The sequence below is a fragment of the Nanohaloarchaea archaeon SW_7_43_1 genome (assembly GCA_003009795.1).
GTDB lineage: Archaea > Nanohalarchaeota > Nanosalinia > Nanosalinales > Nanosalinaceae > SW-4-43-9.
This window is the reverse complement of the sequence record PXPE01000001.1, coordinates 473,374-497,010: the sequence shown is the minus strand read 5'-3', so window position 1 is coordinate 497,010 and position 23,637 is coordinate 473,374. Positions and strand designations below refer to the sequence as shown.

23 protein-coding genes are annotated in these 23,637 nt (G+C 43.3%); 5 read left to right on the top strand and 18 right to left on the bottom strand.

Annotation, left to right across the window (positions count from 1 at the left end; translation table 11 throughout):
• Positions 1-64: 64 nt before the first annotated feature.
• Positions 65-715, bottom strand: coding sequence for a proteasome endopeptidase complex, archaeal, beta subunit (gene psmB, locus BRC29_02905; protein PSG99055.1), 651 nt, complete (start codon positions 713-715; stop codon positions 65-67).
• A gap of 149 nt (positions 716-864) precedes the next feature.
• On the opposite strand from psmB, the gene BRC29_02900 reads away from it, so the two are divergent.
• The gene (locus tag BRC29_02900; GenBank protein PSG99054.1) at positions 865-1,977 is read left to right on the top strand and encodes an ATP-dependent RNA helicase; all 1,113 of its coding nucleotides are present in this window, start codon (positions 865-867) and stop codon (positions 1,975-1,977) included.
• 53 nt (positions 1,978-2,030) lie between these two features.
• Here the strand turns inward: BRC29_02900 and BRC29_02895 are convergent, their stop codons facing one another.
• On the bottom strand, positions 2,031-3,503 hold the full coding sequence (locus BRC29_02895) for a proline--tRNA ligase (protein ID PSG99053.1): 1,473 nt from the start codon (positions 3,501-3,503) through the stop codon (positions 2,031-2,033).
• Positions 3,504-3,632: 129 nt separating this feature from the next.
• On the opposite strand from BRC29_02895, the gene BRC29_02890 reads away from it, so the two are divergent.
• Genes BRC29_02890 through BRC29_02880 form a run of 3 tightly spaced genes read left to right on the top strand, consistent with a single transcriptional unit; the run spans position 3,633 to position 7,702 of the window.
• A complete protein-coding gene (locus BRC29_02890; GenBank protein PSG99052.1) occupies positions 3,633-4,229 on the top strand; it encodes a hypothetical protein in 597 nt (198 codons plus the stop codon).
• A gap of 42 nt (positions 4,230-4,271) precedes the next feature.
• A complete protein-coding gene (locus tag BRC29_02885) occupies positions 4,272-5,441 on the top strand; it encodes a hypothetical protein (GenBank protein ID PSG99051.1) in 1,170 nt (389 codons plus the stop codon).
• Positions 5,438-7,702: a hypothetical protein gene (locus BRC29_02880; protein ID PSG99050.1), complete on the top strand. Its 2,265-nt coding sequence runs from the start codon at positions 5,438-5,440 to the stop codon at positions 7,700-7,702. Before BRC29_02885 ends, BRC29_02880 begins: the two co-directional genes overlap by 4 nt.
• Before the next feature lie 30 nt (positions 7,703-7,732).
• On the opposite strand, the gene BRC29_02875 is transcribed toward BRC29_02880, so the two are convergent.
• From BRC29_02875 to BRC29_02810, 14 genes are all read right to left on the bottom strand, one after another.
• Positions 7,733-9,193, bottom strand: a complete 1,461-nt coding sequence (locus BRC29_02875) for a hypothetical protein (protein PSG99049.1) — start codon at positions 9,191-9,193, stop codon at positions 7,733-7,735.
• Positions 9,194-9,255: 62 nt separating this feature from the next.
• On the bottom strand, positions 9,256-10,542 hold the full coding sequence (locus BRC29_02870; GenBank protein PSG99048.1) for a hypothetical protein: 1,287 nt from the start codon (positions 10,540-10,542) through the stop codon (positions 9,256-9,258).
• Positions 10,543-10,809: 267 nt separating this feature from the next.
• The gene (locus tag BRC29_02865; protein ID PSG99047.1) at positions 10,810-11,454 is read right to left on the bottom strand and encodes a hypothetical protein; all 645 of its coding nucleotides are present in this window, start codon (positions 11,452-11,454) and stop codon (positions 10,810-10,812) included.
• Positions 11,405-12,085: a hypothetical protein gene (locus BRC29_02860; GenBank protein PSG99046.1), complete on the bottom strand. Its 681-nt coding sequence runs from the start codon at positions 12,083-12,085 to the stop codon at positions 11,405-11,407. Before BRC29_02860 ends, BRC29_02865 begins: the two co-directional genes overlap by 50 nt.
• A 32-nt stretch (positions 12,086-12,117) precedes the next feature.
• Positions 12,118-12,600 (bottom strand): hypothetical protein, encoded by a 483-nt coding sequence (locus BRC29_02855; GenBank protein ID PSG99045.1) that lies wholly within the window; start codon positions 12,598-12,600, stop codon positions 12,118-12,120.
• Positions 12,597-15,266, bottom strand: a complete 2,670-nt coding sequence (locus BRC29_02850; protein PSG99044.1) for a hypothetical protein — start codon at positions 15,264-15,266, stop codon at positions 12,597-12,599. The genes BRC29_02855 and BRC29_02850 overlap by 4 nt, the downstream gene beginning before the upstream one ends.
• A 34-nt stretch (positions 15,267-15,300) precedes the next feature.
• Positions 15,301-15,822, bottom strand: a complete 522-nt coding sequence (locus BRC29_02845) for a hypothetical protein (GenBank protein ID PSG99043.1) — start codon at positions 15,820-15,822, stop codon at positions 15,301-15,303.
• Positions 15,819-17,390 (bottom strand): CTP synthetase, encoded by a 1,572-nt coding sequence (pyrG, locus tag BRC29_02840; GenBank protein PSG99042.1) that lies wholly within the window; start codon positions 17,388-17,390, stop codon positions 15,819-15,821. The genes BRC29_02845 and pyrG overlap by 4 nt, the downstream gene beginning before the upstream one ends.
• 48 nt (positions 17,391-17,438) lie before the next feature.
• A complete protein-coding gene (gene rsmA / locus BRC29_02835) occupies positions 17,439-18,233 on the bottom strand; it encodes a ribosomal RNA small subunit methyltransferase A (GenBank protein ID PSG99041.1) in 795 nt (264 codons plus the stop codon).
• Between the two features lie 25 nt (positions 18,234-18,258).
• Positions 18,259-18,795: a DUF655 domain-containing protein gene (locus BRC29_02830; GenBank protein ID PSG99040.1), complete on the bottom strand. Its 537-nt coding sequence runs from the start codon at positions 18,793-18,795 to the stop codon at positions 18,259-18,261.
• 57 nt (positions 18,796-18,852) lie between these two features.
• A complete protein-coding gene (locus BRC29_02825) occupies positions 18,853-19,185 on the bottom strand; it encodes a hypothetical protein (GenBank protein ID PSG99039.1) in 333 nt (110 codons plus the stop codon).
• Between the two features lie 2 nt (positions 19,186-19,187).
• A complete protein-coding gene (locus BRC29_02820) occupies positions 19,188-19,526 on the bottom strand; it encodes a 50S ribosomal protein L21e (GenBank protein ID PSG99038.1) in 339 nt (112 codons plus the stop codon).
• Positions 19,527-19,598: 72 nt separating this feature from the next.
• Complete coding sequence (locus BRC29_02815; GenBank protein PSG99037.1) at positions 19,599-20,831, bottom strand: tRNA pseudouridine(54/55) synthase Pus10; 1,233 nt, start codon at positions 20,829-20,831, stop codon at positions 19,599-19,601.
• Between the two features lie 164 nt (positions 20,832-20,995).
• The gene (locus BRC29_02810; GenBank protein PSG99036.1) at positions 20,996-21,559 is read right to left on the bottom strand and encodes a YfcE family phosphodiesterase; all 564 of its coding nucleotides are present in this window, start codon (positions 21,557-21,559) and stop codon (positions 20,996-20,998) included.
• Positions 21,560-21,679: 120 nt separating this feature from the next.
• On the opposite strand from BRC29_02810, the gene BRC29_02805 reads away from it, so the two are divergent.
• Complete coding sequence (locus tag BRC29_02805) at positions 21,680-21,988, top strand: hypothetical protein (GenBank protein PSG99035.1); 309 nt, start codon at positions 21,680-21,682, stop codon at positions 21,986-21,988.
• On the opposite strand, the gene BRC29_02800 is transcribed toward BRC29_02805, so the two are convergent.
• Positions 21,970-23,262, bottom strand: a complete 1,293-nt coding sequence (locus BRC29_02800; GenBank protein PSG99034.1) for a signal recognition particle protein Srp19 — start codon at positions 23,260-23,262, stop codon at positions 21,970-21,972. The two genes, BRC29_02805 and BRC29_02800, sit on opposite strands and share 19 nt — an antisense overlap.
• 36 nt (positions 23,263-23,298) lie before the next feature.
• Positions 23,299-23,631: a hypothetical protein gene (locus tag BRC29_02795; GenBank protein PSG99033.1), complete on the bottom strand. Its 333-nt coding sequence runs from the start codon at positions 23,629-23,631 to the stop codon at positions 23,299-23,301.
• Positions 23,632-23,637: the final 6 nt, after the last annotated feature.

Genomic DNA, 23,637 nt, shown 5'->3' with positions numbered 1-23,637 from the left:
ATGATTCAATCCTTTTGATTCTAGTATAGATATTAGTGAAACAGATAGGTTGGATAAAAAACTTCTATTCAAGTCTTGACTTAACCTCTTTCTCCTCGAGGACTTCAAATCCGTCCTCAGTGATCTCTGCGACCATAATGCCGTTTCCGGATGCTGTGTCTCTCTCCATTGCTGCTTGAACTGATCTTACAGCGATCTTCTTTCCTTCCTCATGGTCAAGTCCTTCCTCGTAGCTGTCTTCCAGTACTCCGTATGCCATTGTGCTTCCTGATCCCGTAGCTGTAAATCTCTCATTTTTCATCAGTCCACCTGCCGGATCAAGATCGTAAATAATTCCTTTTCCATCCTCAATTCCACCTAGGACAAACTGGTTCATGAAAGGCATCATCTTGTTGCCATGGAGGATGTTCGCTAGAAGTGTTCCTGCTCCTTTCACGGTAAGTTCTTTCGTCTCCAATCTGTGGAGTTTTAGTTGTGATCTCATTACCCTGACGATCTTCTGTGCGTCACCAACGCTTCCTGCGATGGTTAGACCGATCTTATCATCTAGTTTGTAGACTTTCTTTGCGTATTTTGAAGATGTAAGATGGCCTAAGGACGCTCTTCTATCTGCAGCAAGTATTACTCCATCTTCTGTGGTTAGTCCTATAGTTGTTGTTCCTGTTTTGAACTCTTCTGCTTTGTTATCTTCATTGTCTAGTTTAGTGCTTTGCATTGATCATCACATCCAGAAACCGGAAAATGAATCCTCTAATCATTATATATCTTTCAGTTTTAAATAGGTATTCCGCTTGGGAAAAAATCAACCACCAGCTTCTAAAATTTACCCGGCGAACTAATCTGTGAAAGGTTAAAATTAGCAGCATGAAATTCAAAGAACTTGGAATTAAAAGAAATATTGTAGAGAACCTGAAGGAGAACGGTATCGAAAATCCAACACAAGTACAGAAAAAATCAATACCACAAATATTTGATGGAAAAGACGTGCTTGTAGAATCGGAAACAGGATCAGGCAAAACACTATCATTTTCACTACCAATAATCGAAAATATTCAGGGAGGAAATGGTGTAAAGGCAATAGTTCTTTCTCCCACTAGGGAACTTGCAAAACAGATTACGGCAGAGATAGAGATGGCTTCAGACGTCAATGTTGTGACAATCTACGGAGGAGTCGACTACGAACCACAGATCGAGGGAGCAAAGACAGCAAGTATAGTGGTTGGAACACCAGGAAGAACCCTCGACCTACTGAAAAAAGGAAAAGTTAATCTTGATAATCTGGGTTACTTCGTACTGGATGAAGCGGATAGAATGCTTGACATGGGCTTCCAAGACGAGTTAGAGCAGATTATCGGATTCTGTCCTAAAGAGCGTCAAAACCTTCTGTTCGGCGCAACCATTCCCCGGGAGCTCAAAAAGATGTGTGACCGATATTCGATCGAACCAGAGACAATCAGAATCAAGGCCTCACATCACACCAGAAACCTGGATGAGAAATATATTGACGTGGATGAGAACAGGAAGATATCAGCACTCTACACACTTCTAAAGGAAAGGAAAACTGATCTATCGATCGTTTTCTGTCGAACCAAAGCGACGACTCGTTGGTTGACGGACAAGTTGAAGAAGAACGGTATAGGAGCGAGAACTTTAAACGGTGACATGAGCCAGAATCAGAGAGAAAAGACGATCAAAGACTTCAAGGAAGGAAAGTTTGATGTAGTCGTCGCAACGGATGTCGCAGCCAGAGGACTGGATGTGGAAGATGTTACCCATGTCTTCAACTACAACGTTCCTGATAAACCGGATACGTACACTCATCGAGTCGGAAGAGCAGGTAGACAGGGTAAGGAAGGAGAAGCGATCACATTACTGGAAAGCGATGAACACTCCAAGTTCAGAAGAATCAAGAGAAAGAAAGACGGTATCTCCAGAATGGACAAAGACAAACTCGATCTAAGAAAAGTCAAGACATAAAGCCGAATATGTCTCAACAATCTTTCATGGAGAATATTTTAGAAAAACTACTGTCAGTAGTTTTTCGCGAAGTATGCCCACCGCTTCGCTTCTTCACCGCAGACCGCACATTTTCCATCAGTTTCTTCGTCTTCCTCCTGAATGCTTCCCGGTTTGGAGCCCTCTCTGAACGGCAGAACCACGATTTCCGCTGATACCTCATCTTTCACTTCTTCCTCACATTCCTCATTTCCGCACCAGCGAATCTTTACATATCCACGATTTTTCCCTATCGTGCCAAGGATCTCGTTCTTGGATTCAGCTTCCCTAATGTTTTCATGCAGGTATTCATCCAGTTCGCTGTACATTGATTCCTGGACTTCATCAAGTAGCTCTCCGACCTCTTCTCCAGCCCTTTCAAGTCCAATGGTTTCCTGTTCTCCATTATCTCTTCTGACTGCTGTAACTTCCTCTTCTTCCATTTCATTCGGACCGATTTCAAGCCTTAAAGGCACTCCCTTCAGCTCCCATTCGTTGAACTTGTAGCCAGGAGTTCTATGATCCCGGTTGTCAAGCTCTACTCTGAAGTTGTCTTTCAGTTCCTCTCTTATCTCTTCAGCGTATTCAACTACTTCTGTCTGGTTGTCTCCTTGGTGGATGGGAACAATTACAATCTGGACAGGAGCAATGGTTGGAGGCAACCGGAGACCGTCATTGTCTCCGTGTGCCATGATTAAAGCTCCGATTGTTCTGGTACTAAGGCCCCAGCTGGTTGTCCAACATACAGACTCGTCAGAGCTCTCATCCTCGAATGTGATTTCAAATGCTTCTGCGAAGTGCTGGCCCAACTGATGCGACGTGCCTGACTGAATACTTTTGCCGTCAGGCATCAGGGTTTCAATTGTAGTAGTATACTTTGCGCCTGGGAACTTATCGTGTTCCGGCTTGTAGCCCAGGATTGATGGAATTGCAAGGTGATCCTCTATCACTTCCCGGTACTGTTCCAGTCTCAACATTGTTTCTTCATCTGCCTCTTTCTCAGTCTGGTGTGCCGTGTGGCCTTCCTGCCAAAGAAACTCCCGTGTTCTCAGGAAAGGCCTTGTATCGGTCGCCTCCCAGCGGACAATGTTCGCCCATTGATTAAGTCTCATAGGTAGATCTCTATGGGAACGAATCCAGTCACTCATGAAAGGAGCAATAATTGACTCTGAGGTAGGTCTTACAGCCAGCCGTTCTTCTAGTTCTTTGTTGCCTCCTTCGGTAACCCAGGCAACTTCAGGGTCGAAACCTTCAACAATATCTGATTCTTTTTCGAGGTATGATTCTGGAATGAAAAGCGGGAAGTAAGCATTGTCAACTCCGGTCTCCTGAACCTTGTTATCGAAATCATCTTTTATTGATTCCCAGAGTTTCATTCCCCACGGCTTGATAACCATACAGCCTTTGACAGGTGCATAATCTGCTAGTTCAGCCTTCTTAACTACTTCTGTATACCATTCACTTGGATTCTTCTGCTTGTCCGTGGTTATCCCGAGTTCCTGCGACATGTTCAAGACTCAGTTGGAAAGATTAATGTGTGTAATGGGAGGCGAAACGAAAATTCGAATACAGAGAAGAGCGACAATTAAGACAGAGGTCGGGAAACCGGTTTTAATGTGGACGACAAACCATTAGACATGCCTGAAGAACATAGGTGCGGGGAGTGCGGTAAGAACTTTGGATCAGAGGATATCCTTGAGAAACACGAGGAAATAGAGCACGACACCTATGCCAAAGAGAAAAGGAACAAAAATATTAATGATCTGAAGCCGGATAGAGAACAAGTAATAGGGGCTTTCCTAGGATTCCTGCTAGCTGCTTTCTTCATCTCGGGAGTCAACTACGTTCAAAGTGCGGAGTTTGATGTCGGAGATACCGTCCCTAATATAGGTGAAAACCTAGGCTCCTACTACGATGATATAACCGAGCCAACCGTTCAGATAACAGTTGTGACCTGTGATAACTGTAGTTACTCCAGATTCAGGGAGGAAACCAACTCCATAATGAAAGCCGATTACCGTGAAGTTGACTACCGATCAGAGAAGGGGCAAAAGCTGGTAGAAAGATATAAACTTAACCACATACCCGGATTTATTTTTGACAGTGAGGTCGAAAGAGCGGAAAACTTCACAGAAATAGAATCAATTCTCGTAGAATTCGAGGATGCATACATTATCCCTGATAAAGGTATAGAAGCCGCGCAGAGAATGAGCGACGGCAAAGAACTCGAGTGAGAGCAACACAGATAAAAGATTCTTCCTCTCCTAACTGTATAGATGAAGATTTCTATAATAAGCGATACTCACTTCGGCTACAAATGGAATGAGGAAAGAGGAAAGGACAGCTTTGAAAACGCTAAGGAAGCATTTGAACGTTCTCTAGACGCCGACCTAATTGTGCTGCCGGGAGATATTTTCGATAAGAAAATACCGAAACAGGAAGTACTGGATAAAGCCTCGGATGTCCTGGAAACAGCCATGGAAGGAGAAAGAACAGTAGAGGCCGACAAAGCAATTGGAATTCACGGATCCGGAGTGCCGACAGTTGCAATCCATGGAACTCATGAAAGAAGACCACGGAAGTATACCAATCCCATTGAACTGATGTCGAACACCGGCCACCTTCATCATCTTGATAACGAGAGAACAGTTTTTGAGAAAAACGGTGAGAAAGTAGCTGTGTTCGGTTTAAGCGGAGTACCAGAGAGATATGCTCCAAAAGCACTGGAAAAGTTCTCTCCAAAGCCAATAGAGAATGCGTTCAATATTCTAGTAGTTCATCAGTCGATCGAGGGATTCGTCTATACAGACGATAACCACGATTATCTTTCCCTTGAGAACTTCCCGGAGGGATTCGACCTGATAATTAACGGTCATATTCACTGGTACAACCTGGAAAGATTCCCGGGCGAAAAGCCTCTAATTCTACCTGGCTCGACTGTGACAACGCAGATGAACAAGATTGAGGCAGAGAAGCCAAAGGGATTTGTAAGACTAGACACAGAGAAGGAGGAACTGGAGTTCTGTGAGCTTGAGAACACCCGGAACGTACATTACATTGAAGTAGAGGTTAAGGGTGAGGAATGGACAGAAGTCAAGGAAAGAGCTATTGAGAAACTGGAAGATATTGACGCCGAGAAGAAGCCATTGACCAATCTCAAGATAAAGGGAGAGACCTCGGGAAGGATAAATCCTCGAGAACTCAAAAAGATGTTCCGTGATGAAATGTTCCTGAACGTGAACTCATCGCTCAACTCCGTAATGGATAATGGTGAAAGCAGCGCACTGAATGAAGTGGATGATCCATGGAACGAGGGGAAAAAAATACTTTCCGAAAAGGTTAACTCCGATCTTGAAGTGGACGAATCCGAGCTTCTGGAGATGCTGGAACAAGGAAACCCGGATGAGGCAAGTGGCTTCCTGAAGAAACAGGTGAAAAATGAATGATTGAAAGAGTAAAACTGAAGAACTGGAAATCTCACCATGAAACAAAGCTAGAGTTTGATGAAGGCGTTAACGCTTTAATTGGAACGATGGGATCGGGAAAATCCAGCGTCATGGAAGCTGTCGTCTTTGCTTTCTACGGAACTACTCCCTCACATAATTCCCGGGATATAACTCTGGATGATCTGATCAGGAGGAACCCTTCACAGGCAGATAAGGCTATAGTGGAGATCGAATTTAGGATAGGGAAAGAAAGTTACTCTGTCAGAAGAGAAATCGAGAGAGACAAAGGAACAACACACAGCGAACTAAGAAAAGAAGGAGAACTGATCGAAGCACCTTCTACCCGGGAAGTAACAGAGCAGGTTGAGAAACTGCTTGGCTTAAACTTCAAGGCTTTCTCCCGCGCGATCTACTCAGAGCAGAACAACCTCGATCTCTTCCTGAACATGAGACCCGGAACCCGGAAGAAAAGAATCGATGAACTGTTAGATATCGACCGGTTTGAAGATGCCAGAAAGAACACTGTCAAAGTGGAGAACAACATGAAGAAAGAATTGGAGAATCGCCAGGAAGCCTTAGGAGAACTTGAAGATGAGATAGATGAGGAAGAACTGGAAGAACTTGAAAAGGAAATAGAAAGTAAAAAAGAGAGAATCGAGAAGCTTCAGGAATCGCTTGAAGAGAGAGAAAAGAAACTGGAGAACAGAAATAAAGAACTGAAAGAACTTGAGGATAAAAAAGAGGAAGTTGAGCAACTAGAGGAAAAAAAGACCAAGCTGGAGACGAAGAAACAATCAATACAGGAGAGAATCAATGAAGCTGAGGAAAAAATTGAAGGAATTGAGGACCCGGAGAGAGAACTGGAAAAGAACAGGAAACAGAAAGAAAAGCTGGAGGATAAAAACGAAAAACTCGGGAAACTCAGAGAAAAAAAGAAGTACCTAGAAAAACATACTGAAGAAATCGGTGAAGAGATAGAACAGCTAGAAGAAGAAGCTGAGGAGTTTGAAAAATTCGAAGAACTGGAGGAAGAACTCGAGGAACTGGAAGAGAAAACAGATAAGATAAAAAAGAAAGGAAACAGCTACTACGCCGAAAGAACCAACTTAGAGGAAAGTCTGAAGACACTAAAGGAAACCGATGGAGACTGCCCTACATGCGGACAGGAAATGGACAAAGAACATAGAGAAAAAGTTGTATCGGAGAGAAAGCAGAAGATACAAGAACTGAAGCAGAAGGAGAAAGAGTTGAGGCAGAAACTCGAAGATAAAGATGAAAGAAAAGAGAAAGTTGTAGAGAAAAGGGACGAGCTTCTGGAATACAAGTCCTCTGAAGATAAACTTAAAGAGGAACGAGAGGAACTCGAGGAGAAAAAGGAGAAACTGCAGGATATTGTCGAAGAGGTTGAGAAACTTGGAGAAGAATTTTCCGAGGAAAAACTGGAAGAACTGGAGAAGAAAATAGATCAACTGGAATCCGTAGAGGAAATCAGGGAACTTGAGGAAAAGAAAGAACACATTGAAGAGAAACTTGAAGAAACAGCTGAGGAGCTTGAAGATATCGATTTCGACGAGGAAAAGCTTGAGACCCTGCGAGACGAAATCTCAGAGCTCAAAGAAAAAAGATCTGCGGAGAAACAAGAGCTTAAATCGGATAAAGAAATAGTTGAGGAAAAAGAGAAACGCCTAGAGCAGATGCAGTCACAGGTTGAGAAAAAACATGAGCTGGAGAAGGAAGTGGAGAAGCTTGATCAGGTACTTGACTATGTCTACAGCTACAAGACCGCTTTAAAGGAGACACAGATAGAGCTAAGGCAGAAGTTCGTCGCCCGGTTAAATGATTTGATGGACGATATCTGGACACAGGTATATCCGTATAACGATTACTACTCTATAAGGCTGAACGTGGAGGAAGACTATCTCGTCGAGATCCTGGACTCTGATAATAACTGGATATCCGCAGAAGCAGAGGTCTCAGGCGGAGAAAGGCATTCTGCAGCGCTCGTGATGAGGTTGGCATTGAGTTTTACAATATCTCCGAAGATACAGTTACTGATGCTGGACGAACCCACGCACAACATGGATTCGGCAGCTGTGGAGAAGCTGGCGGAGACACTAAGACAGAACTCGGACAATCTTCTGAAACAGATGTTTATAGTAACTCACGACATTGCGCTGGAATCAGCTGCAACCGGCAAACTGTATAGGCTGGAGAAGAAAAACACTGAAACAGGACTGACAGAAGTGGAAGAAGTGAATTAATAAATTCTGTTCGGATAAGCCCTTCAAACTTTACATGAATGCTTCTACGTCTTCATCTATCTGTTCCAACTCTTCTTTCCATTCTTTCAGTGTATCTTCTAGTCCTTCTCCAGAGTCTGATTCTTTTGATCTTCTCTCCCTCATATCTACGAACGTAGGGTAGTTCACTGCTTCTCCCATGACAATTGCCTCTCCTGTTTTCAGTCCAGGTATTTGGGATGCAACAGAAGAAGTTATACCTTCGGAGGAAGTCTTGATGTGGTCAAGATCGTTTGGATTGGTGACCCTGAGAATTACTTTGGTATTACACTGGGACAGAGCCGTTGTGGAGAGTTTTACCGGTCGCTGGGAGATCAGTCCTATTGATGCGTTAAACTTTCTTCCCTCTCTTGCCATCTTCTCCAATACATTTTTGGACGCAGACGGCGTTTTCTCCGGAGCAAAGTTGTGGGCCTCTTCCAGAAGATATAAGAACGGAGGAATTGATCCGGTTCGCCTCTTGCGGAAGAAGTACTTGCCGAAGAAAGCGGTGATAATCTGTTTCTTCTGGTTATCAATCATACTGCTCAAATCCAGTATGTTCAGTTTGCCAAGTTCAAGGTCTTTTGATGAAGGCCTGTTCGATTTTCCGAATATGTTCATAGCCTTCAACTGTTTCAATTTTCTGAGAAGTGCATACTTTGTCTTCTCATTCATTTCCTCAGATTCTACCCGGGCAATAACATCTTCTAGACTGAAATCATTATTTTCTCCTCTGCTGAGAGCCGAAAAGACTTTGGCTAGTTCCTGTCTCTGTGCTCCGGAAAAGTTACCTGTGAAGAATGATGCTATCTGTCCTGCTGAGAGTGAGTTGGCTGCGATCTGAATATCTTTCTCATTAAAGACCTTCACATCCTGCATGTAGTTTTCATCCTCCGCGAAGCATGTGTAGTCACCGTGTGGATCTACTGCCAGTATTGCCGGCGCATACTCTCTATCAAGAATTTCCTCCAGGATAACGGAGGCGGTGTAAGACTTTCCGGCTCCAGACTGGGCGAGTATTGCAAAGTGTTTCTGAAGCGTATCGGTCATATTGACCAATGCATCTATACTCTGTTGCTGTACAGTTCCCAGATTAAGGCCATTTTCATCCAGTCCCAGAAACTTCTTTACTCTCTCAGGATCAGCATCATCAATTTCCATTCCCGGAGAAGGCGAGGCTGAAACCCTTTTAATCATACTGTCTTTGAACTTTCCCATGATTTCGGCACGGGCAATCCTTACCTCCCATTCATCAACAGGGAATTTCTCTTTCAGATCCCCGGCAGATTCCGATACGTTCTCCGCATTTTCAAAGTATTCATTTAATCGGAAAACCTCTGAGACCCTGCCAATTACCTTTCCATTGTTCTCGTATTCGACAAAACTGCCTTTTCCCAATTCACCACTGTATACGAAGTAGAACTGTCTAGAGGTCGGAGTCTCGTTTTTCTGGATGATGGTTGCTTCCATATCTACAGTTTCTGGAAAAATTGATTTAACTCCTGCGGAATATAGGGATGAAGTAGGAGTTTTTACCTGATCATATTCCAGATCAGGTTGTCTCTTGCCTGAAGCAATTCAGCCTGTTCTCCGCCGGAAGGCATTGCTCCCATCACTCCCATGTAGGAGACTTCCTCTTCTTCCTTTTCTTCGTACTCTTCCCAGTACTTTCTCAGCCTGTTGTGGACTCCGGCAACCTGATCTCTAGTATCTCCGGCACCACAGGTGTTACCGACTCCTACAATGGCTACTTCGCCATCGAACTCAGAGGCAATTTCCTTGACCTTCGAAACCGCTGGTTTATACGCCTCATAGATCTCTTTCTTCATAGGTTTGGAGGCTTCGGGGGGCGACTGTTTAATTATTATTCCTTCGAGCGGAACATCGTGTTCAACCGCTACATCCTCGATCTTGGATTTCTCTACTCCAGGACCGCCCATCATAACTCCAACTCCCTCGGAAAGCGATCCTGTTTCCTCTCCTTCAAATTTCGCTCCCGCATCAACGCTGATAATTGCGTCGAGATCATTTTCATCAGCAACGGTTTCCAGTGCGTCACCGTATTTACCTAATCGGGCGCCTGGACCGCTACTCTTCAGTACATGAACTTTTGATCCGTCGATTTCCTCCTCACTGTAAACTATGTTTTCTGCAATTTCTTCAATCTCTCCTTTATCGCTTTCAATCAGTTTTGCTGCCACAAGAGGGCCGATAGTGTCTCCAATCGGAGCCTGATCGAGAAATGCTCTTGTGGCCTCTTTCTGCGCCTCCGCAAGCTCCTTGTAGATAGGTATCATCATTGTAACCATCTGGACAAGGTAGATCATTTTTGTCTTTTTGATCAGCTGTCTAAAATGTCTCATTACCTTGAAGATTTGGTGCGTGCCCATGACTCCTTTGAAAGCCATGTTAAGATCCGCAAGTTCTTCTTCATCCTCTGTTTCCGCGTTTCCTTCAACGAACCGATTGAATTTGTTCTCTGATGAGTCTAGAACGTTTTCCAGTTTTCCGACCATCCCGGCCGGGTCAATACCGGTTGGCGCTGAGAACTTGAAGTCTCTCAAGGAGTCAAACTTTTGTCTGGTGTCATTTTCTATGTTTGAAGCAAATTTGTCCAGGAACAAGATCTCGGTATCGTTTCTGTATGCCTCTAGGTCAACTAGGGCTGACTCCAGCTTCCTGTCGGCCTGCCAGATCATTATCCTAGGGAAGAATACTAGCAGAGCCGGAAGTATCAGGAATGAAAGTATCTGTACAATCATAAAGATTTGCTGTAAAATTCCATCACCACCTATCGCAAAAAGTGCGTCAAAGACCATAGAAGACCGTTAATCTAAACCTTTATAATTGCTGTCAACCACACTTTTTCAGAACCAAAAAGATGCTAAAACAGTTTCAAAAGGCCTATTAATCACTTTATAGAATAAGATAATCTGCTTTTTTCTGTCTGACTGATTTAAGTTGGAATCAGTTATGATATTCCGCTGTTCGGATCAGTCTGTATCAGGATTCTCTTTGACATACCTAGTTCATTCTCTAACCTGAAAACTCCTTCACTTTACATTCAATTTTACAGAGTAACTTGATCAATTCTTATTCAGCTCTCCGAGCATTGAATCAACCTGATCCGGCGAAGGATTCGAAGCTAAGACAGCTGAGAAAACTTTGCCCGGAAGCCTGTCTTTAAGTGCTCTTTTCTGGCCCTCTCTTACAGATTCTTTCTGATCCGGGCTATGAAAACAATGCATTAGTATCGCTGATGCATGACTCTGATTTATCGAGGAATATTTGCCGGTATCGATATGTAAAACTGTTTCACATAGCTCAAGTTCTTCATCAGTTAGGCCTGAGCTCTCTCTTCCAATCATAAGAGATGTTTCATCAGAGGGCTGGAACTCTTTAGCTGAGACACCTCTACCGGGTTTAGTACCGACCATATAATCGAGGTCTTTAACCGCTTCCTTCACAGAATCAAAAATTCTGGCTTCCCGAAGCTTGTCTTGAGCGCTAGATGCAGTTTTTCTGGCCTCAGCCAGGTTGAAATCAGGATTCACAATTCGGATATCATATCCGAAGTTAGCGGATAACCTAGCTATAAAGCCTGTATTCTCAGGTATCTCAGGTTCTACAAGGATTATTTTTCGTTCCATAAGGGAAAAACAATTGTTTGAAAACTCTTTTCTAGCCACCGAACGTAAAGGAACCTGCTTCCAGTCTTGCAACTTCTCCATCCAACACAAAAGTTGAATTTCTTGGATAAACTATGATATCGCCGGAGAATGAGTTGATGTTTAGAGGCCTCGCTGAATTGAAGCTCGTAGATGCATTCTCTGATTCTATTGATCCTAATACCTGACCAAGATTGATAGTTGATTCTTCAACTCCTTTTACCTCTAGTTTGGTGGTGTTGAAGCTCTGGCTTACGGGCGCCTGACCGGAAATATTTACATCTGATGTTAAAACACCCTGGACTGTACCAGATATAGTAGTCTCATTCACAGGTTTGACAGTTCCCTCAAAACCATAGAATTCTATTTCTGTATCTGATTCGATTGTTTTATCTCCGAGCTGAACCCTGTCTGTCGAATTGGATCTAACCCTTGCACCGCCTTCTATATTCACTGTTTCTTCTTCAAGATCCTGTACTTTTAGGTTAGCTTTAACGCTGTTTTCAGGTTCAGGTGTATCTGTAACAATGTTACGAACCTTCTGCAGCGGATTCTCCATCAATCCTTCAGGACTAAACTCATCTAACTCAGGTGCCTGCAGATCCATGTTTTGAGTGTTTGCTCCCTGACCTGTTGTAATCGCTATCGCTGTCAGCGTTGTCAAAACCGCTGCAAGAATTTTGCCGTCTAACATATTAACAAGTTGAGTACCTGCGGATATAAAACCTACTCGTCTTCTGAATCCTTCTTTACCTTGTCAAGGACGACTTCCTTCGTCGAATTAGAATCTGTGTGACTTGAGGAGTTTGAGCCTTTCTTTCTCTCTATTTTTCTCTGGTATTCTTTCAGCTTTACCTTCTTCCTAATTTTTCTATAAAGCCACGTGAATGGTTTGATTACCAGTTGGAGTAGGTGGTATGGTATTTTAAGCAATGTTCTTGCTATTGAGTAAGCTGAGGCCAGAAAACTGTACGTCAAGTACAACAATCCTCCCAGGAATGCATATGTAAGCATCTGGTTAAATGAGAAACCGTAATTCAATACCTGAGATAGAGCTGCGTAGAAACCTGCAGAGAGTGCAGAAACCATTACTGTCTCGAAAACCATACTCATTACCTTGAATGCTAACACAAATACAACTACAAGTAACAGTATCAGGACCACAGTTGCCACGTCCTGGGGTAGCTGTGATATAACCGGTATATTCATCTGCCTAACACCTTGTAAAGCGGATCGCCTTCTTCAGGCACAATACTGGTGTATGCTATAAATCCTATAATCAAGAGCACGAAGATGACTACAGCTATAATCGGAAGCATAGAACTTTCGTCCGAGGACGGTCTCGAAGATTCCCCAAGTGCAGGTCCCTGATTACCTGAATTAACTCTAGACTCAACTTGGTTTACCTCTGCCTCAGTTGCCTCATAAACTCTCCCAGCTTCCTCATAACTACCTTCCTGGTATAAGGTTTCGATCTCTGACACATTCACCGATGCAGTATTCAGTATATTCTGATTCTCACCATCCGAGACCTGTGACTGTAACCTGTTAATTCTATTTCTTAGCGTAGATGCCTGCTCCGAATAATCAGTCACGGCATCCCCCGTAATTTCTACTACTTCAACAGCTTGATCATCAGATGATTCAGCTGTAACCCTTACTGAACCTGTGGAAGATACCTCCGATATTGAGAGTTCAACATCTCTGCTTTCCCCTGGATCGATCTGTACCGAATCAGCATTTACAGTCATCTGATCTGATTCAAAGCTTGTAGAATTAATCAATGCAGATCCCGTGTTCTCAATTTCTATTTGCTCCGTCACTGATTCATCACTAGTTATAGTGCCGAGGTCCAGTGTAGAAGTAACAGAGAACTGAACCTCTTGGGATTCTGCATCTGAATCAAGTTCAACCGGGATTCCAGCATCCTCAACCTGAACTGTTCCAACAAAGTAACCTGATCCTGAAACAGTATAATTTAGGTCAACAAACTGCTGATTGTTGCTAGAATTCATTTCTACAGTTGTAGGATTGAAAGATATCATTGAAGATATGTTGCCGCTAGATGTCTGGTTAAGCTGTGTGGAATCATTCTTAGGTGCAAGGTAATGAACTTTGTAATCTTTCTCAATTTCTCCGGTTTCATTTGTGCTTGCGTTAAGATCTCCCAAGGTTTCCACACAGATACTTCCATTCCGATAGTCACATTCCGGAATATTGAGATCTACCCCCACTGAATCATTGTAAGAATTATCCGTAAGTGTTATCTCTCCTGATCTCTCCACAACTTCTGTCATGTTAAATAATGCTGTTACATTGATTTCAGAATCAGCAGGTACGGATAGATTGTCTGATCCGTTTACCCAGGTGAAGCCCTCAAGTTCATCAGAGTATTCCGCATCAAGCTCTAACTCCGAGTTCTGAAGGTTCTCAACGGTAAAATTGTAACTGTAATTCTTTCCTGTAATAACTGTATCATCGATCTCGCCCGAAATATTGAATGTTCGATTAACATCTTCTACAAAGAAATTGTCTGAGTCAGTTTTCATACTTTCGTAGATATCTTCTGCCTCTACTTCCAGAATATAAGTACCTTCCTCCCAGTCTGATCCTATGTCAACATCCCTCTGGAAAACTCCGTCTCGATAATCCATATCTTCCAGATTGAATTCCGAAAGATTTTCCGTCGAGTTTTTCACCGTTATATTTGCGTCAATTCTTGATGGATCAAGAGGTTTTGAGGAGAAGTATTTTCCGAAAGCTATCTCCAGATTGTATTCTCCTCCTTGTTGTGCTGTCGAAGATGCTCCGAAGCTGATATCATATGTTCTGACCGTAATATTTCTTTCAGTTACAGCATTCTTTTCAGGGCCTGTTGCATTGTACACTAACTGGACTTCCTCACTGAATGCAGTGGTATTGAGGTCAGGAAGAGTTAAATCTGATCGATAGAGATTATTGTTTTGCCCCATTTCCTTGACTGTAAAATTTTGCCACGAACTATTTGACCTGTTCCATACGTTCAATGAAAGATTGACAGATTTAGGTGTGTCTCCAGTCACGTTGTATGCTGTGGAGATCTCCGCCTCCCTTTCACATTCAGTGAAGAATGAAGAATTGTTACAGGTTCCCGAAGATTCTAGCTCTTCTATCTCTCCCGACATCACCGGACTAGTTTCAACCGGATGAGTAAAAGATGCATCAGAATTTTTGATGGAATCATCTTTGTTTGTTACATTGACATGCAACAGATAACTGGTATCGTAGACATCGGGTACATTGACTTTGGAGTTGTAGTATTCCGAACCATCTTGATTTCCAAGCTCCTGTATTTCATGTATCTTCGTACCGTTTGTAAAGTAGGCATTTACGGTGGCGCCTTTCTCTGGTTCATTGTTCCATTCATCAGTCACATCAACCCGTACATTGACAGTTCCTCCAGGAGGTAGATTGGTGCCAGTATTGGATAGAAGTTCAACGCTGTAGTTTCCAAACTTGAGGGTTTCAGTATTGTAGAACTCGTCTCCTGTACCTGATGTTTCCTGAAGTGTGTAGTTTATCGTGTTTCCTTTCAAACTATCTGGAGTGATATCCGCGTACCAGTATCCTTCCGAAAGGTGTTGCATACTGACCTTATTTCCTCCTGAAGCATCGTATTTGTGGGTAAAATTGAAGCCGGATATGTCATCTGGATTCGCTGGCTCTCCACTATCGGTAAGGTTAATCATTCTAGAGGAATCTGTAAGATCGCCCACATACTCCGTAGAATATGGCTCATCTAAGGGAGTTATGGTATAGGCTGAAGCTGTTCCTATCAAAGAGGCAATCAAAGCTGTAAGCATCAGAGAACTGAAAATACTGTTTTTGGCAGACATATATTATTGAATTGGATTTGTGTAGTTAAAAAATCTACTTGTAGAGCGCAACGTAGAGAGTTTCAAACCATAACTCTTTAGATTCCACTATATTAAGTTTGTAACCGTCAATGACTTTTTCATAATTAGCTCTGCTTGAGAGAACAACTAATGCGTATCCGTCCTCTTTGAGGTAGTCATCAACTTTATCCAGAAATCTTTCAGTTAGCTCAGTTCCCTTTTTTCCTCCGCACCAAATTCTATCATCATCAGTTTCTTCTCCTGGAAGATAAGGAGGGTTAAATACTATCAGATCAAATCTTTCACCCAAGTTCTCAAATAGATCTGACTCAATAACTTGAATTTCCAGACCTTCCTCCTTTGATTTCCTAGAAACCTTCTCTACAGCCTCAGGGTTAATGTCAATAGCTGTGGCTTCAGCTCCTTTACTTGCCATCTCCAGAGCTATGACGCCTGAACCCGTTCCCATATCAAGAGCTTTCTTTCCCTCAAGATCCAGTTCTGATACATAGTTTTTCAAAAGAAATGAATCCTCATCTGGTTTGTAAACTGTCATTTACTGATCTGTTTTACGAACTCGAGGTAGAGAGGATTTGGTTCCTCAAAGCTTGAAGTGAACTCGGGGTGTGCCTGCGTTCCGATAAAGAACGGGTGATCCCTTTTTTCTAGATACTCGGCGAGATCTTTGTTCTCGGTGGAGAATCCTGAAATTCTTATATTGCCATTCTGAAGCTTGTCATGGTACTCTGGATTCACCTCGTATCTATGTCTGTGGCGTTCTACAGCTCTTTCAGATCCATATATTTCCTTAATCTTCCCTTCTACTTCGGCTTCGTAGGCTCCAAGCCTCATGGTTCCTCCCATCTCCTCTATATCTTTCTGGCCTGGAAGCTCCGCAATAACCTTGCGTTCCTCACCGTTCTCGAACTCTTCCGAGACCGCATCCATTCCCTTGAAATTCCTGAGATACTCGATCACCATTAACTGCATACCGTAACACAAACCAAGAATCGGTATCTCATTCTCCCGGCAGTAACGTATTACCTCCATCTTCCCTTCAACTCCTCTAGAACCAAATCCGCCAGGAATGATTATACCGTCATAATCATCTATGTTTTTCAGTTGCAGATTCTCCGCATCCTTGTAATCTATCTTCACTGAGCCTCCGAGCTCGGCAGAGGCATGTTTTAATGCTTCTTCGATTGATGCGTAGGAGTCATTCATCGCTGTGTATTTTCCGAATATGGCTACGGAGGCAATGGATTCTGATGCAAGATTTTCAACCCGCGTCTTCCATTCACCGAGGCCGGAAGTTCTCTCCGGTAACTCCAGCTTCTCCGATATCATCTTATCGGCGTTCTGCTCGTCGAAAAGTATCGGCAGCCTATACACTGTGTCTACGTTAGGATCGGACACCACTTCCCGCTGATCAACATCGCAGAAAAGTGCTATCTTCTCCTGAACAGATTCTTCCAGCAAATCTTTGCTTCTACCAACTATCATATCTGGCTCAAGTCCTACCTCCCTCAAGTCTCTCACAGAGTGCTGTGTTGGTTTAGTTTTCTGCTCTCCGGTTGTCTCCAGATAGGGAACCAGTGTAGTATGAATTAGGTAGGTATCTTCCTCTGGAAGTTCGGAACGCATCTGTCTAGCCGCCTCAAGGTAGAACTGGTTCTCCATATCACCGACCGTACCACCAATTTCAATTATAACGGTATCCGTATTCTCCTCTTTAGCAGACTCCTTCCAGCTGTTCTTTATCTCATCGGTTACATGAGGAACCATCTGAACGGTCTTCCCGAGGTACTCACCTTTCCTCTCCCTCTCTATTACATTCTGGAGCATTTTTCCCGAGGTCAGATTCCAATCTCCTTTTGTTTCAATGCCGAGAAATCTCTCATAGTGGCCGAAATCCATGTCGACCTCAGTACCATCCTCCAAGACGAATACTTCGCCGTGTTCGTGAGGATTCATCGTCCCGGGATCAACATTCAGGTAGCCGTCACACTTAATCGGAACAACTTCCTGTTCCCGGAGCTGTAGAAGTTTTGAAATACTTGCGCTTACCAGTCCTTTTCCTAGACCTGAAAGAACTCCCCCTGTAACGAAAATCCACTTCGTCATAACATATTTCGATCAACTGGAAATAAATATGAAATGGTTGATCAATCCTTAGATTCTATCCTGAAGAAAATCGGCGATCTCCTTCAGCTCTATGATCTTCAGATTGTTCACTCTTTTCTCAGAGTTAGGTAGTTCATCTCTGAGATTCTTCGCCTCATCTTTGGTGATATCCAGAATATGCCGGGCGTCGACAAACGCATTCCTTGTCTTCTTCCCTTTGTGTGTGAATAAAGCTCTGACAATCTTGAAGAAGAAATCCTCGTTCTCCACTCCATGCCTGTCCCTGTTTGGATACAGTTTGATTATCGCAGCATTTACATCGGGCGCAGGTTTGAAGCTCGATGCCGGAACTTTTCTCAGTTTAACCGGGATAAAGTAGTAGTTGACGAGAACTGTGAATCTTCCGTAATCTGGTTCCCCTGGCTCCGCAACTATTCTATCCGCCAGATCTTCCTGTATTATAAGTGCGCTCTGCACCTGTTTCTGGCCTAGTTCCTCGATAATTTCTGAAGAGAGATGGAATGGGATGTTTGCGACACAGCGGTCAATATTCTCGAAGTCGTATTCAAGAATATCTTCTTCAACGACCTCCAGATTCAGACTAACGAACTCCTCTTTTAGATGGTTTGCGAGCACCGAGTTGTTCTCGACCGCATAGACTTTCTCTGCCTTCTTGGAGAGCTTCGATGTTATTGCGCCTGTCCCGGCGCCTATTTCCAGTACTTGCTTATCCTCTACCTCTCCGGCTTCGACAAGTGCCTCAACTATTATTTCGGAGATCAGAAAGTTCTGGCCTTTAACCGGCTTTATTCCAAGCTCTCTGAGTGTTTTTTCTGTATCCATTATTTCAGCTGAGAAAAATTATTTTTCAGGAGATGAAGAGGTTTGTCTTGACGTCGCCCTTCAGCTCCTCTATAATTCTATCTTTGACCACTTTTTTTGGTTCCGGAAGGCTGGAGACCCTATCCTTGATATCCTCAAAGCTCTCGAAGTCGCCTTTCTCTCTTTCGTCCAGAAGCCTCTGCATATGTTTGCTTCCGATTCCTGGTAGAAGTTCAAATGCGTGTCTTCTAGGTGTCACAGGTGTTGCCTCGTTGAAGAACTCAACGAATTCGTCTTCCTGCTCGTTTACCAGGGCGTTGAGCACGTACTTCATCTCGCTTCTTGCGCTTCCGGTCAGGTCATCATATTCTAGCTTGGTCTTGATGTACTTTACCTTTTCTCTTTCTCCTTCACCAATGTAGATTTCTTCTCCTCCTTTCGGTCTTTCATCCTCACGCATCACAACTTCTAGAAGGTTGAAATTCTCTGTTCCTAATCCCTGCGCTATGGGCTCGTCTTTTTCGCCCGATCTTCCGTGTTCAAGGAAGTCCAGGACCTTTATGTGTTCATCTTTTCCGCTCATTTTTTCTCTTCTAGGTATGAAACAAAAGAGAAGTTGTAAGTTAAAAGCTTACCGCCGTTATTCTGTCTCAACTGAATGACAGATATCCAGAATATCCTCTATTTCGGAGTCTTCCAGTTTTACTCTCTCCTTTGAGAATACGGCTCTAACTGTTGATTCGTGCTGTGGAACGACTTCCAGCAGTTTGTAGACATGTTTCTGCTTAAGTGATTCAATTTCAGAAAGCTCTTCGTTAAGCTCTTGAAGTGTTTCAAGGTCTTTCACTTTTGTGTGACGTGTAAGATTTTCCAGTGCGATTTTCTGTTCATGGACAAGTTCTTCTTCATCTTTGTTTTCAAGTGCTTCCAGCGCCTCTGCCGGGTAGATGTATTCTTCATCTTTTACTTCCATGCTTATCCCTCAATTTTCTCCAGATGGATTGGTTTGATATACAGAGTTTTTTCTTTTCCCTGATCCTCGAACTTTACCTCATAGGAATCTCCTTTCTCCCCTGTTACTTCAACTGTTCTCCCATGGTAACGGGTATGAACTCTTCCTTCCTGAACTGATGGATTGATCTTGAGAAGTGCTTTCTCTTCCTCTTCAAACTCCTTAAAGTGATCATTCACCGTTGGTTTCTTTCTTCCGTCTTTGGAGAGCTTTTTCCTCGCTCCCTGCTGTGATCCACTGGATTTCTGTGCCACTTGAAAGTCACCTGCGGTTATTTTCTGCTTGTACTGAAAATCCTTGATTTTTGTTCATTAAGTGTTCACCTATGAAAAGGTATGCTACGCTAAATCTTTTTAAAGTAGTTCAGTGAACGGTTATTTTTCTATCCATGTGACATCCAGCTGCACACATTCGGCCGGAGTTCCTATCAAATCTGAGATATTAGGCTGCGTTCTGCCCTCATCTCCGTGAATAAGTTCCTTGATATATGTTCCAGCTTCTGCCTTGACTGTTAACTCGAACTCTTTGTTACCGGTTCTCTCCCAACTGGCCTCATACACCTCTCTTTCACGGGTCTTATCCGCTCTTCTGTGCTCGACTCTTTCCGGAGTATCCTGTTTTATCTCTCCAACAACTTCTGATATATTTTGTATGTCCTCCTCTGATATCTCTTCCTCAGTTTCAATAAATGCTTTATACTCCTTGTCGGCATGTTTCTGCTTGATATCAGCTGCTTTGTCTTTATGAGTGAACTGAAGTTCAAAAACCTCAATCTTATCCGTGGAATCATTAACCCCTTCTTGGAGCTCATCTAGATCAAGGTGACGGTTAAGAGGCTCAATTATTTCAAGTACAAACTCCCGCTTCCCAAGACATCGAGCATTCACATCTTCTCGGCCTCCTCCATGAAACTTTGCCTCTATACCTTTTGTCTCTCTCATGAAGGGATCCTGTATTTCCTCCTGCACAGAAGTAGGATACTGTTTGCCGGTCCAGTCACATTCATCACATCCGTCACCCCTGCAATTGCGGCAGTGCCATTCTGTCTGCGGAATTTCTCGGGAGTATTTGTTGTACTGACCGTAGATCAGTAGAGAGTTGACCTGCATTTCCACACGGTCTTTTGATTCCTCCATTTCGATTATCGCATTAATATCGGGCCGTTTGAAATCAACCTCTATCCTCAGTTCTTCCTCAAGCCTTTTCCCTATCAACCGGGATAGCTCGGTCTTGATAGGTTCAACCCATTCAAGGCCGTACTCCTCCCATAGTTCCTCCTCTGCTTTCAGAACATCGCTTGGAGGTCTTATACCGATTAGAAAAGTGTCCAGTTCATATCTCTCAAATGAGTCTTCAACCAGTTCAACCCAGTGATCCATCTTCTCAAAAACTTCTTGGCAGACATGACACGAGCCTCCAAGTTCAGCTCCTTCCGGAATATTATCTCTTGAGAAAGAGTTCTCGTTGACCTCATCTTTTTCCCGAATTATTGCACCTCTCTCATAGTTTTCCAGTCCATGCCCAAGTTTAGCGAACTGTCTTCCCAGACAGTGATCACATAGATCTTCTTCGAGAAGTAAGTCCCGTTTTTCCTGAACCGTGTACATACAGCAAAGACTTCAGTCCTATTTTTATATAGTGAAAGCTATTTTAGAAGGGATTTCTTGAAGCTGTCAAATAGCTGTGACCTGAAAAGCCCTGCTTTCTATTTTCCACAGAGACAAAAGGGATACATCATCCTGGAATTCAGCTTAATGAATTTTACAAACAATCACTCTCTCTTCGGATTTTTAAACTCCTGCAACGGATAGCTTTCCTTTCTCTCGACCTTCATCTCTTCCTCTTCCAGTTTTAGAAGTTTTATCTCGAGCTCATCCTCTATCCCAATCTCTATCATGGTCGGTTTGGAGGGGCGTGCCGAGCCTCCGCCTACTCCGGTGCATGAACCTGGATTCAGTAGCAGGGCATCATCTTCTCGGAGGATTTCCTCCTGGTGGGTATGACCGTGAAGGAGTATGTCTGCTTCTAGCTTGTTTCTGGCTATGTCGAGAAGTGTTTCATGGTCCCCTCTAGGCGTAATACCTGTACCGTGATATACTCCAAATATTATGCCTTTTCTATCAAAGGTCTCGGAGCTAGGAAGGTCGAAGAAATCACAGTTACCCTTGACCAAGATTAGATTTTCATTGAACTGTTCCAGTTCCTGATATACTTTTTCAGTCGCAAGATCTCCACAGTGAATCACTAGTTCAGCTTCCTCAATTTTCTCGATTATCTTTTTCGGTATTTCAGGTGCCCGGTTTGGAACATGTGAATCAGAGATTACTGCTATCATACACCACCATTGTAAGTTGAGGATTAAAACATTCCGACAATCTTTATATGGCGCCGCTTAACACTTACAGATACGGGGGCTACGGATTAGTATGAGGAGTGACATTATACACAATAAAGGATGAAAAAGACTGCAGAAAAAGCGTATAGAAAGTCTCTATTAGCCTTACTTGGGCTAACCCGTGTAGTATCCAAGGCAGAATTCTCGATACCAAGCAAATGGATTGCAGTCCTTGAAAACATAAGGATTTCCTCCGATATCGCCCACAATAAGCTTTCAAAAGTAGATGAAGAAGTTGAGAAAGAGTTTCTTGAAAAAGAGGAATTGATGGAGAAAAAACTGGGTAACCAAAAGTTCTACAGCCAAGAAGAGTTTGAAGACCTCAATGCGAACAAGAGCAATATTGATATTCACATCCCCAGCTTCTGAAACATATCTTGCATATTTCCTCTCTTCATCGATCCCTTATCGAACTTATCAACCATGTTCTTGGTCTGTCGGTAATGCTTGATTAGCTCTCTAACCTCTCCTCTCGTGGTTCCAGAACCTTCCGCTATTCTCTCCGATCTAGACTTGCTGATAATAGAAGGATCTTTCATCTCCTCATTAGTCATCGAATCCATTATAACCGAGTAGCTTCCGATCTTACCCTCGGTCAGGTTGCTTATATTATCCGGTATCTGGTTTCCGCCGATAGGTAGCTGCTGCATCATCTCCTCCATCATACCTGAACCGGTTACAGACTCCATCTGGTCTTGGAAGTCTTTCAGGGTGAACTCTCCCTCCAAGATATCCTCTGGATCTGTATCCATTTCTTCTATCTTCTCAAGAAGTGATCCAAGATCTGGCTGCCCCAACATGTCCGAGACAAAGTCGACCGGATCATAGACCTTAAGATCATCCATCTGCTCACCAGTTCCAATAAAATTGACTGAGGCTCCTGATCTCTGGCAGGCAACCAATGCACCACCACCTTTAGCAGAGGAATCCATTTTTGTTACTACAACTCCGTTTATACCGACCGCTTCGTTGAAACTTTCTGCCTGATCGCGAGCGCTCTGACCTATATCCGCAGGCATCACAAGATACTTGTCCTCAGGCTCCAGCACCTCATCAATCTCTGATAGCTCTTTTCTTAAATTCTCGTTAAGCGAGTTTCGACCAGCCGAATCAACTACAAGTACATCGACATTGAGCTCTTCTCTACCGTTTCTAACCACTTCTAAAGGATCTTCAGCATGTTTCTCCCCATAGAACTCCGCACCAATATCTTCGGCTATCTGCTTTAGCTGGTCGTACGCGGCAGGGCGATCCGTGTCAGCGCATACAAGCCCAGGTTTAAGCTCTCTTTTCCTATAGAAATCGGCTATCTTACCTGCGGTCGTTGTCTTACCTGCACCGTATAGACCGCATAAAAGAATGGTTTTCGGTTCTATCTCTACTTCTGCCTCTTCTCCGAGCAGTTCTTCCAGCTTGTTGTAAACTATCTCCAGAACATGCTCTTTGCGGCTTAATCCTTTCGGTAAGTCTTCTCTCAGCGCCTCCTCCCTTATCTCGTCACTCAGTTCGGATACGAGAGATACATCCACATCCGCCCTGATGAGGTCTCTCTGTATATCTTTTACCAGCTGATTTACTGCTTCTTCATCCGCTACACTCTTTGAAGAGAACTTCTGAACCGATTCTTTGATTTTGTCAAACATGTTCTACCATTCTGGGCTAAGGCATAAATGGTTTACCTAGATGTTCCAGTACTTGTAAATCAGCATTGAAAGCGCTGTTCCAAGAAGCGCAAATCCCAGCGATCTGTAAGCCGAGTACGCAAACCGGTGTCCTTGAAGCGAGAGATATGTAAATGATATCAGATATATGTTGAAGAAGCTGATGAACGGATTTAAAAGCGTTGAAACCGAGTTCCAGACTCCTAAAGGACTTCTAAGTTTGAAAAGGACCCAAGTACAGAAAATCAGTACTGTTACAGCTGATAGTATCCCCGCTGTCTCGTAGACCTGGAAAGCTGCAATACCTGCTACCGCTCCCACAAGCCCTAGTGCTACCAGTCTTGTATCCATAGTCCA

What these genes read in the sequence shown, in the direction of transcription:
- psmB (PSG99055.1), bottom strand. Translation starts at nt 715, where the DNA reads ATGCAAAGCACTAAACTAGACAATGAAGATAACAAAGCAGAAGAGTTC.
- BRC29_02900 (PSG99054.1), top strand. Translation starts at nt 865, where the DNA reads ATGAAATTCAAAGAACTTGGAATTAAAAGAAATATTGTAGAGAACCTG.
- BRC29_02895 (PSG99053.1), bottom strand. Translation starts at nt 3,503, where the DNA reads ATGTCGCAGGAACTCGGGATAACCACGGACAAGCAGAAGAATCCAAGT.
- BRC29_02890 (PSG99052.1), top strand. Translation starts at nt 3,633, where the DNA reads ATGCCTGAAGAACATAGGTGCGGGGAGTGCGGTAAGAACTTTGGATCA.
- BRC29_02885 (PSG99051.1), top strand. Translation starts at nt 4,272, where the DNA reads ATGAAGATTTCTATAATAAGCGATACTCACTTCGGCTACAAATGGAAT.
- BRC29_02880 (PSG99050.1), top strand. Translation starts at nt 5,438, where the DNA reads ATGATTGAAAGAGTAAAACTGAAGAACTGGAAATCTCACCATGAAACA.
- BRC29_02875 (PSG99049.1), bottom strand. Translation starts at nt 9,193, where the DNA reads ATGGAAGCAACCATCATCCAGAAAAACGAGACTCCGACCTCTAGACAG.
- BRC29_02870 (PSG99048.1), bottom strand. Translation starts at nt 10,542, where the DNA reads ATGGTCTTTGACGCACTTTTTGCGATAGGTGGTGATGGAATTTTACAG.
- BRC29_02865 (PSG99047.1), bottom strand. Translation starts at nt 11,454, where the DNA reads ATGGAGAAGTTGCAAGACTGGAAGCAGGTTCCTTTACGTTCGGTGGCT.
- BRC29_02860 (PSG99046.1), bottom strand. Translation starts at nt 12,085, where the DNA reads ATGTTAGACGGCAAAATTCTTGCAGCGGTTTTGACAACGCTGACAGCG.
- BRC29_02855 (PSG99045.1), bottom strand. Translation starts at nt 12,600, where the DNA reads ATGAATATACCGGTTATATCACAGCTACCCCAGGACGTGGCAACTGTG.
- BRC29_02850 (PSG99044.1), bottom strand. Translation starts at nt 15,266, where the DNA reads ATGTCTGCCAAAAACAGTATTTTCAGTTCTCTGATGCTTACAGCTTTG.
- BRC29_02845 (PSG99043.1), bottom strand. Translation starts at nt 15,822, where the DNA reads ATGACAGTTTACAAACCAGATGAGGATTCATTTCTTTTGAAAAACTAT.
- pyrG (PSG99042.1), bottom strand. Translation starts at nt 17,390, where the DNA reads ATGACGAAGTGGATTTTCGTTACAGGGGGAGTTCTTTCAGGTCTAGGA.
- rsmA (PSG99041.1), bottom strand. Translation starts at nt 18,233, where the DNA reads ATGGATACAGAAAAAACACTCAGAGAGCTTGGAATAAAGCCGGTTAAA.
- BRC29_02830 (PSG99040.1), bottom strand. Translation starts at nt 18,795, where the DNA reads ATGAGCGGAAAAGATGAACACATAAAGGTCCTGGACTTCCTTGAACAC.
- BRC29_02825 (PSG99039.1), bottom strand. Translation starts at nt 19,185, where the DNA reads ATGGAAGTAAAAGATGAAGAATACATCTACCCGGCAGAGGCGCTGGAA.
- BRC29_02815 (PSG99037.1), bottom strand. Translation starts at nt 20,831, where the DNA reads ATGTACACGGTTCAGGAAAAACGGGACTTACTTCTCGAAGAAGATCTA.
- BRC29_02810 (PSG99036.1), bottom strand. Translation starts at nt 21,559, where the DNA reads ATGATAGCAGTAATCTCTGATTCACATGTTCCAAACCGGGCACCTGAA.
- BRC29_02805 (PSG99035.1), top strand. Translation starts at nt 21,680, where the DNA reads ATGAAAAAGACTGCAGAAAAAGCGTATAGAAAGTCTCTATTAGCCTTA.
- BRC29_02800 (PSG99034.1), bottom strand. Translation starts at nt 23,262, where the DNA reads ATGTTTGACAAAATCAAAGAATCGGTTCAGAAGTTCTCTTCAAAGAGT.
- BRC29_02795 (PSG99033.1), bottom strand. Translation starts at nt 23,631, where the DNA reads ATGGATACAAGACTGGTAGCACTAGGGCTTGTGGGAGCGGTAGCAGGT.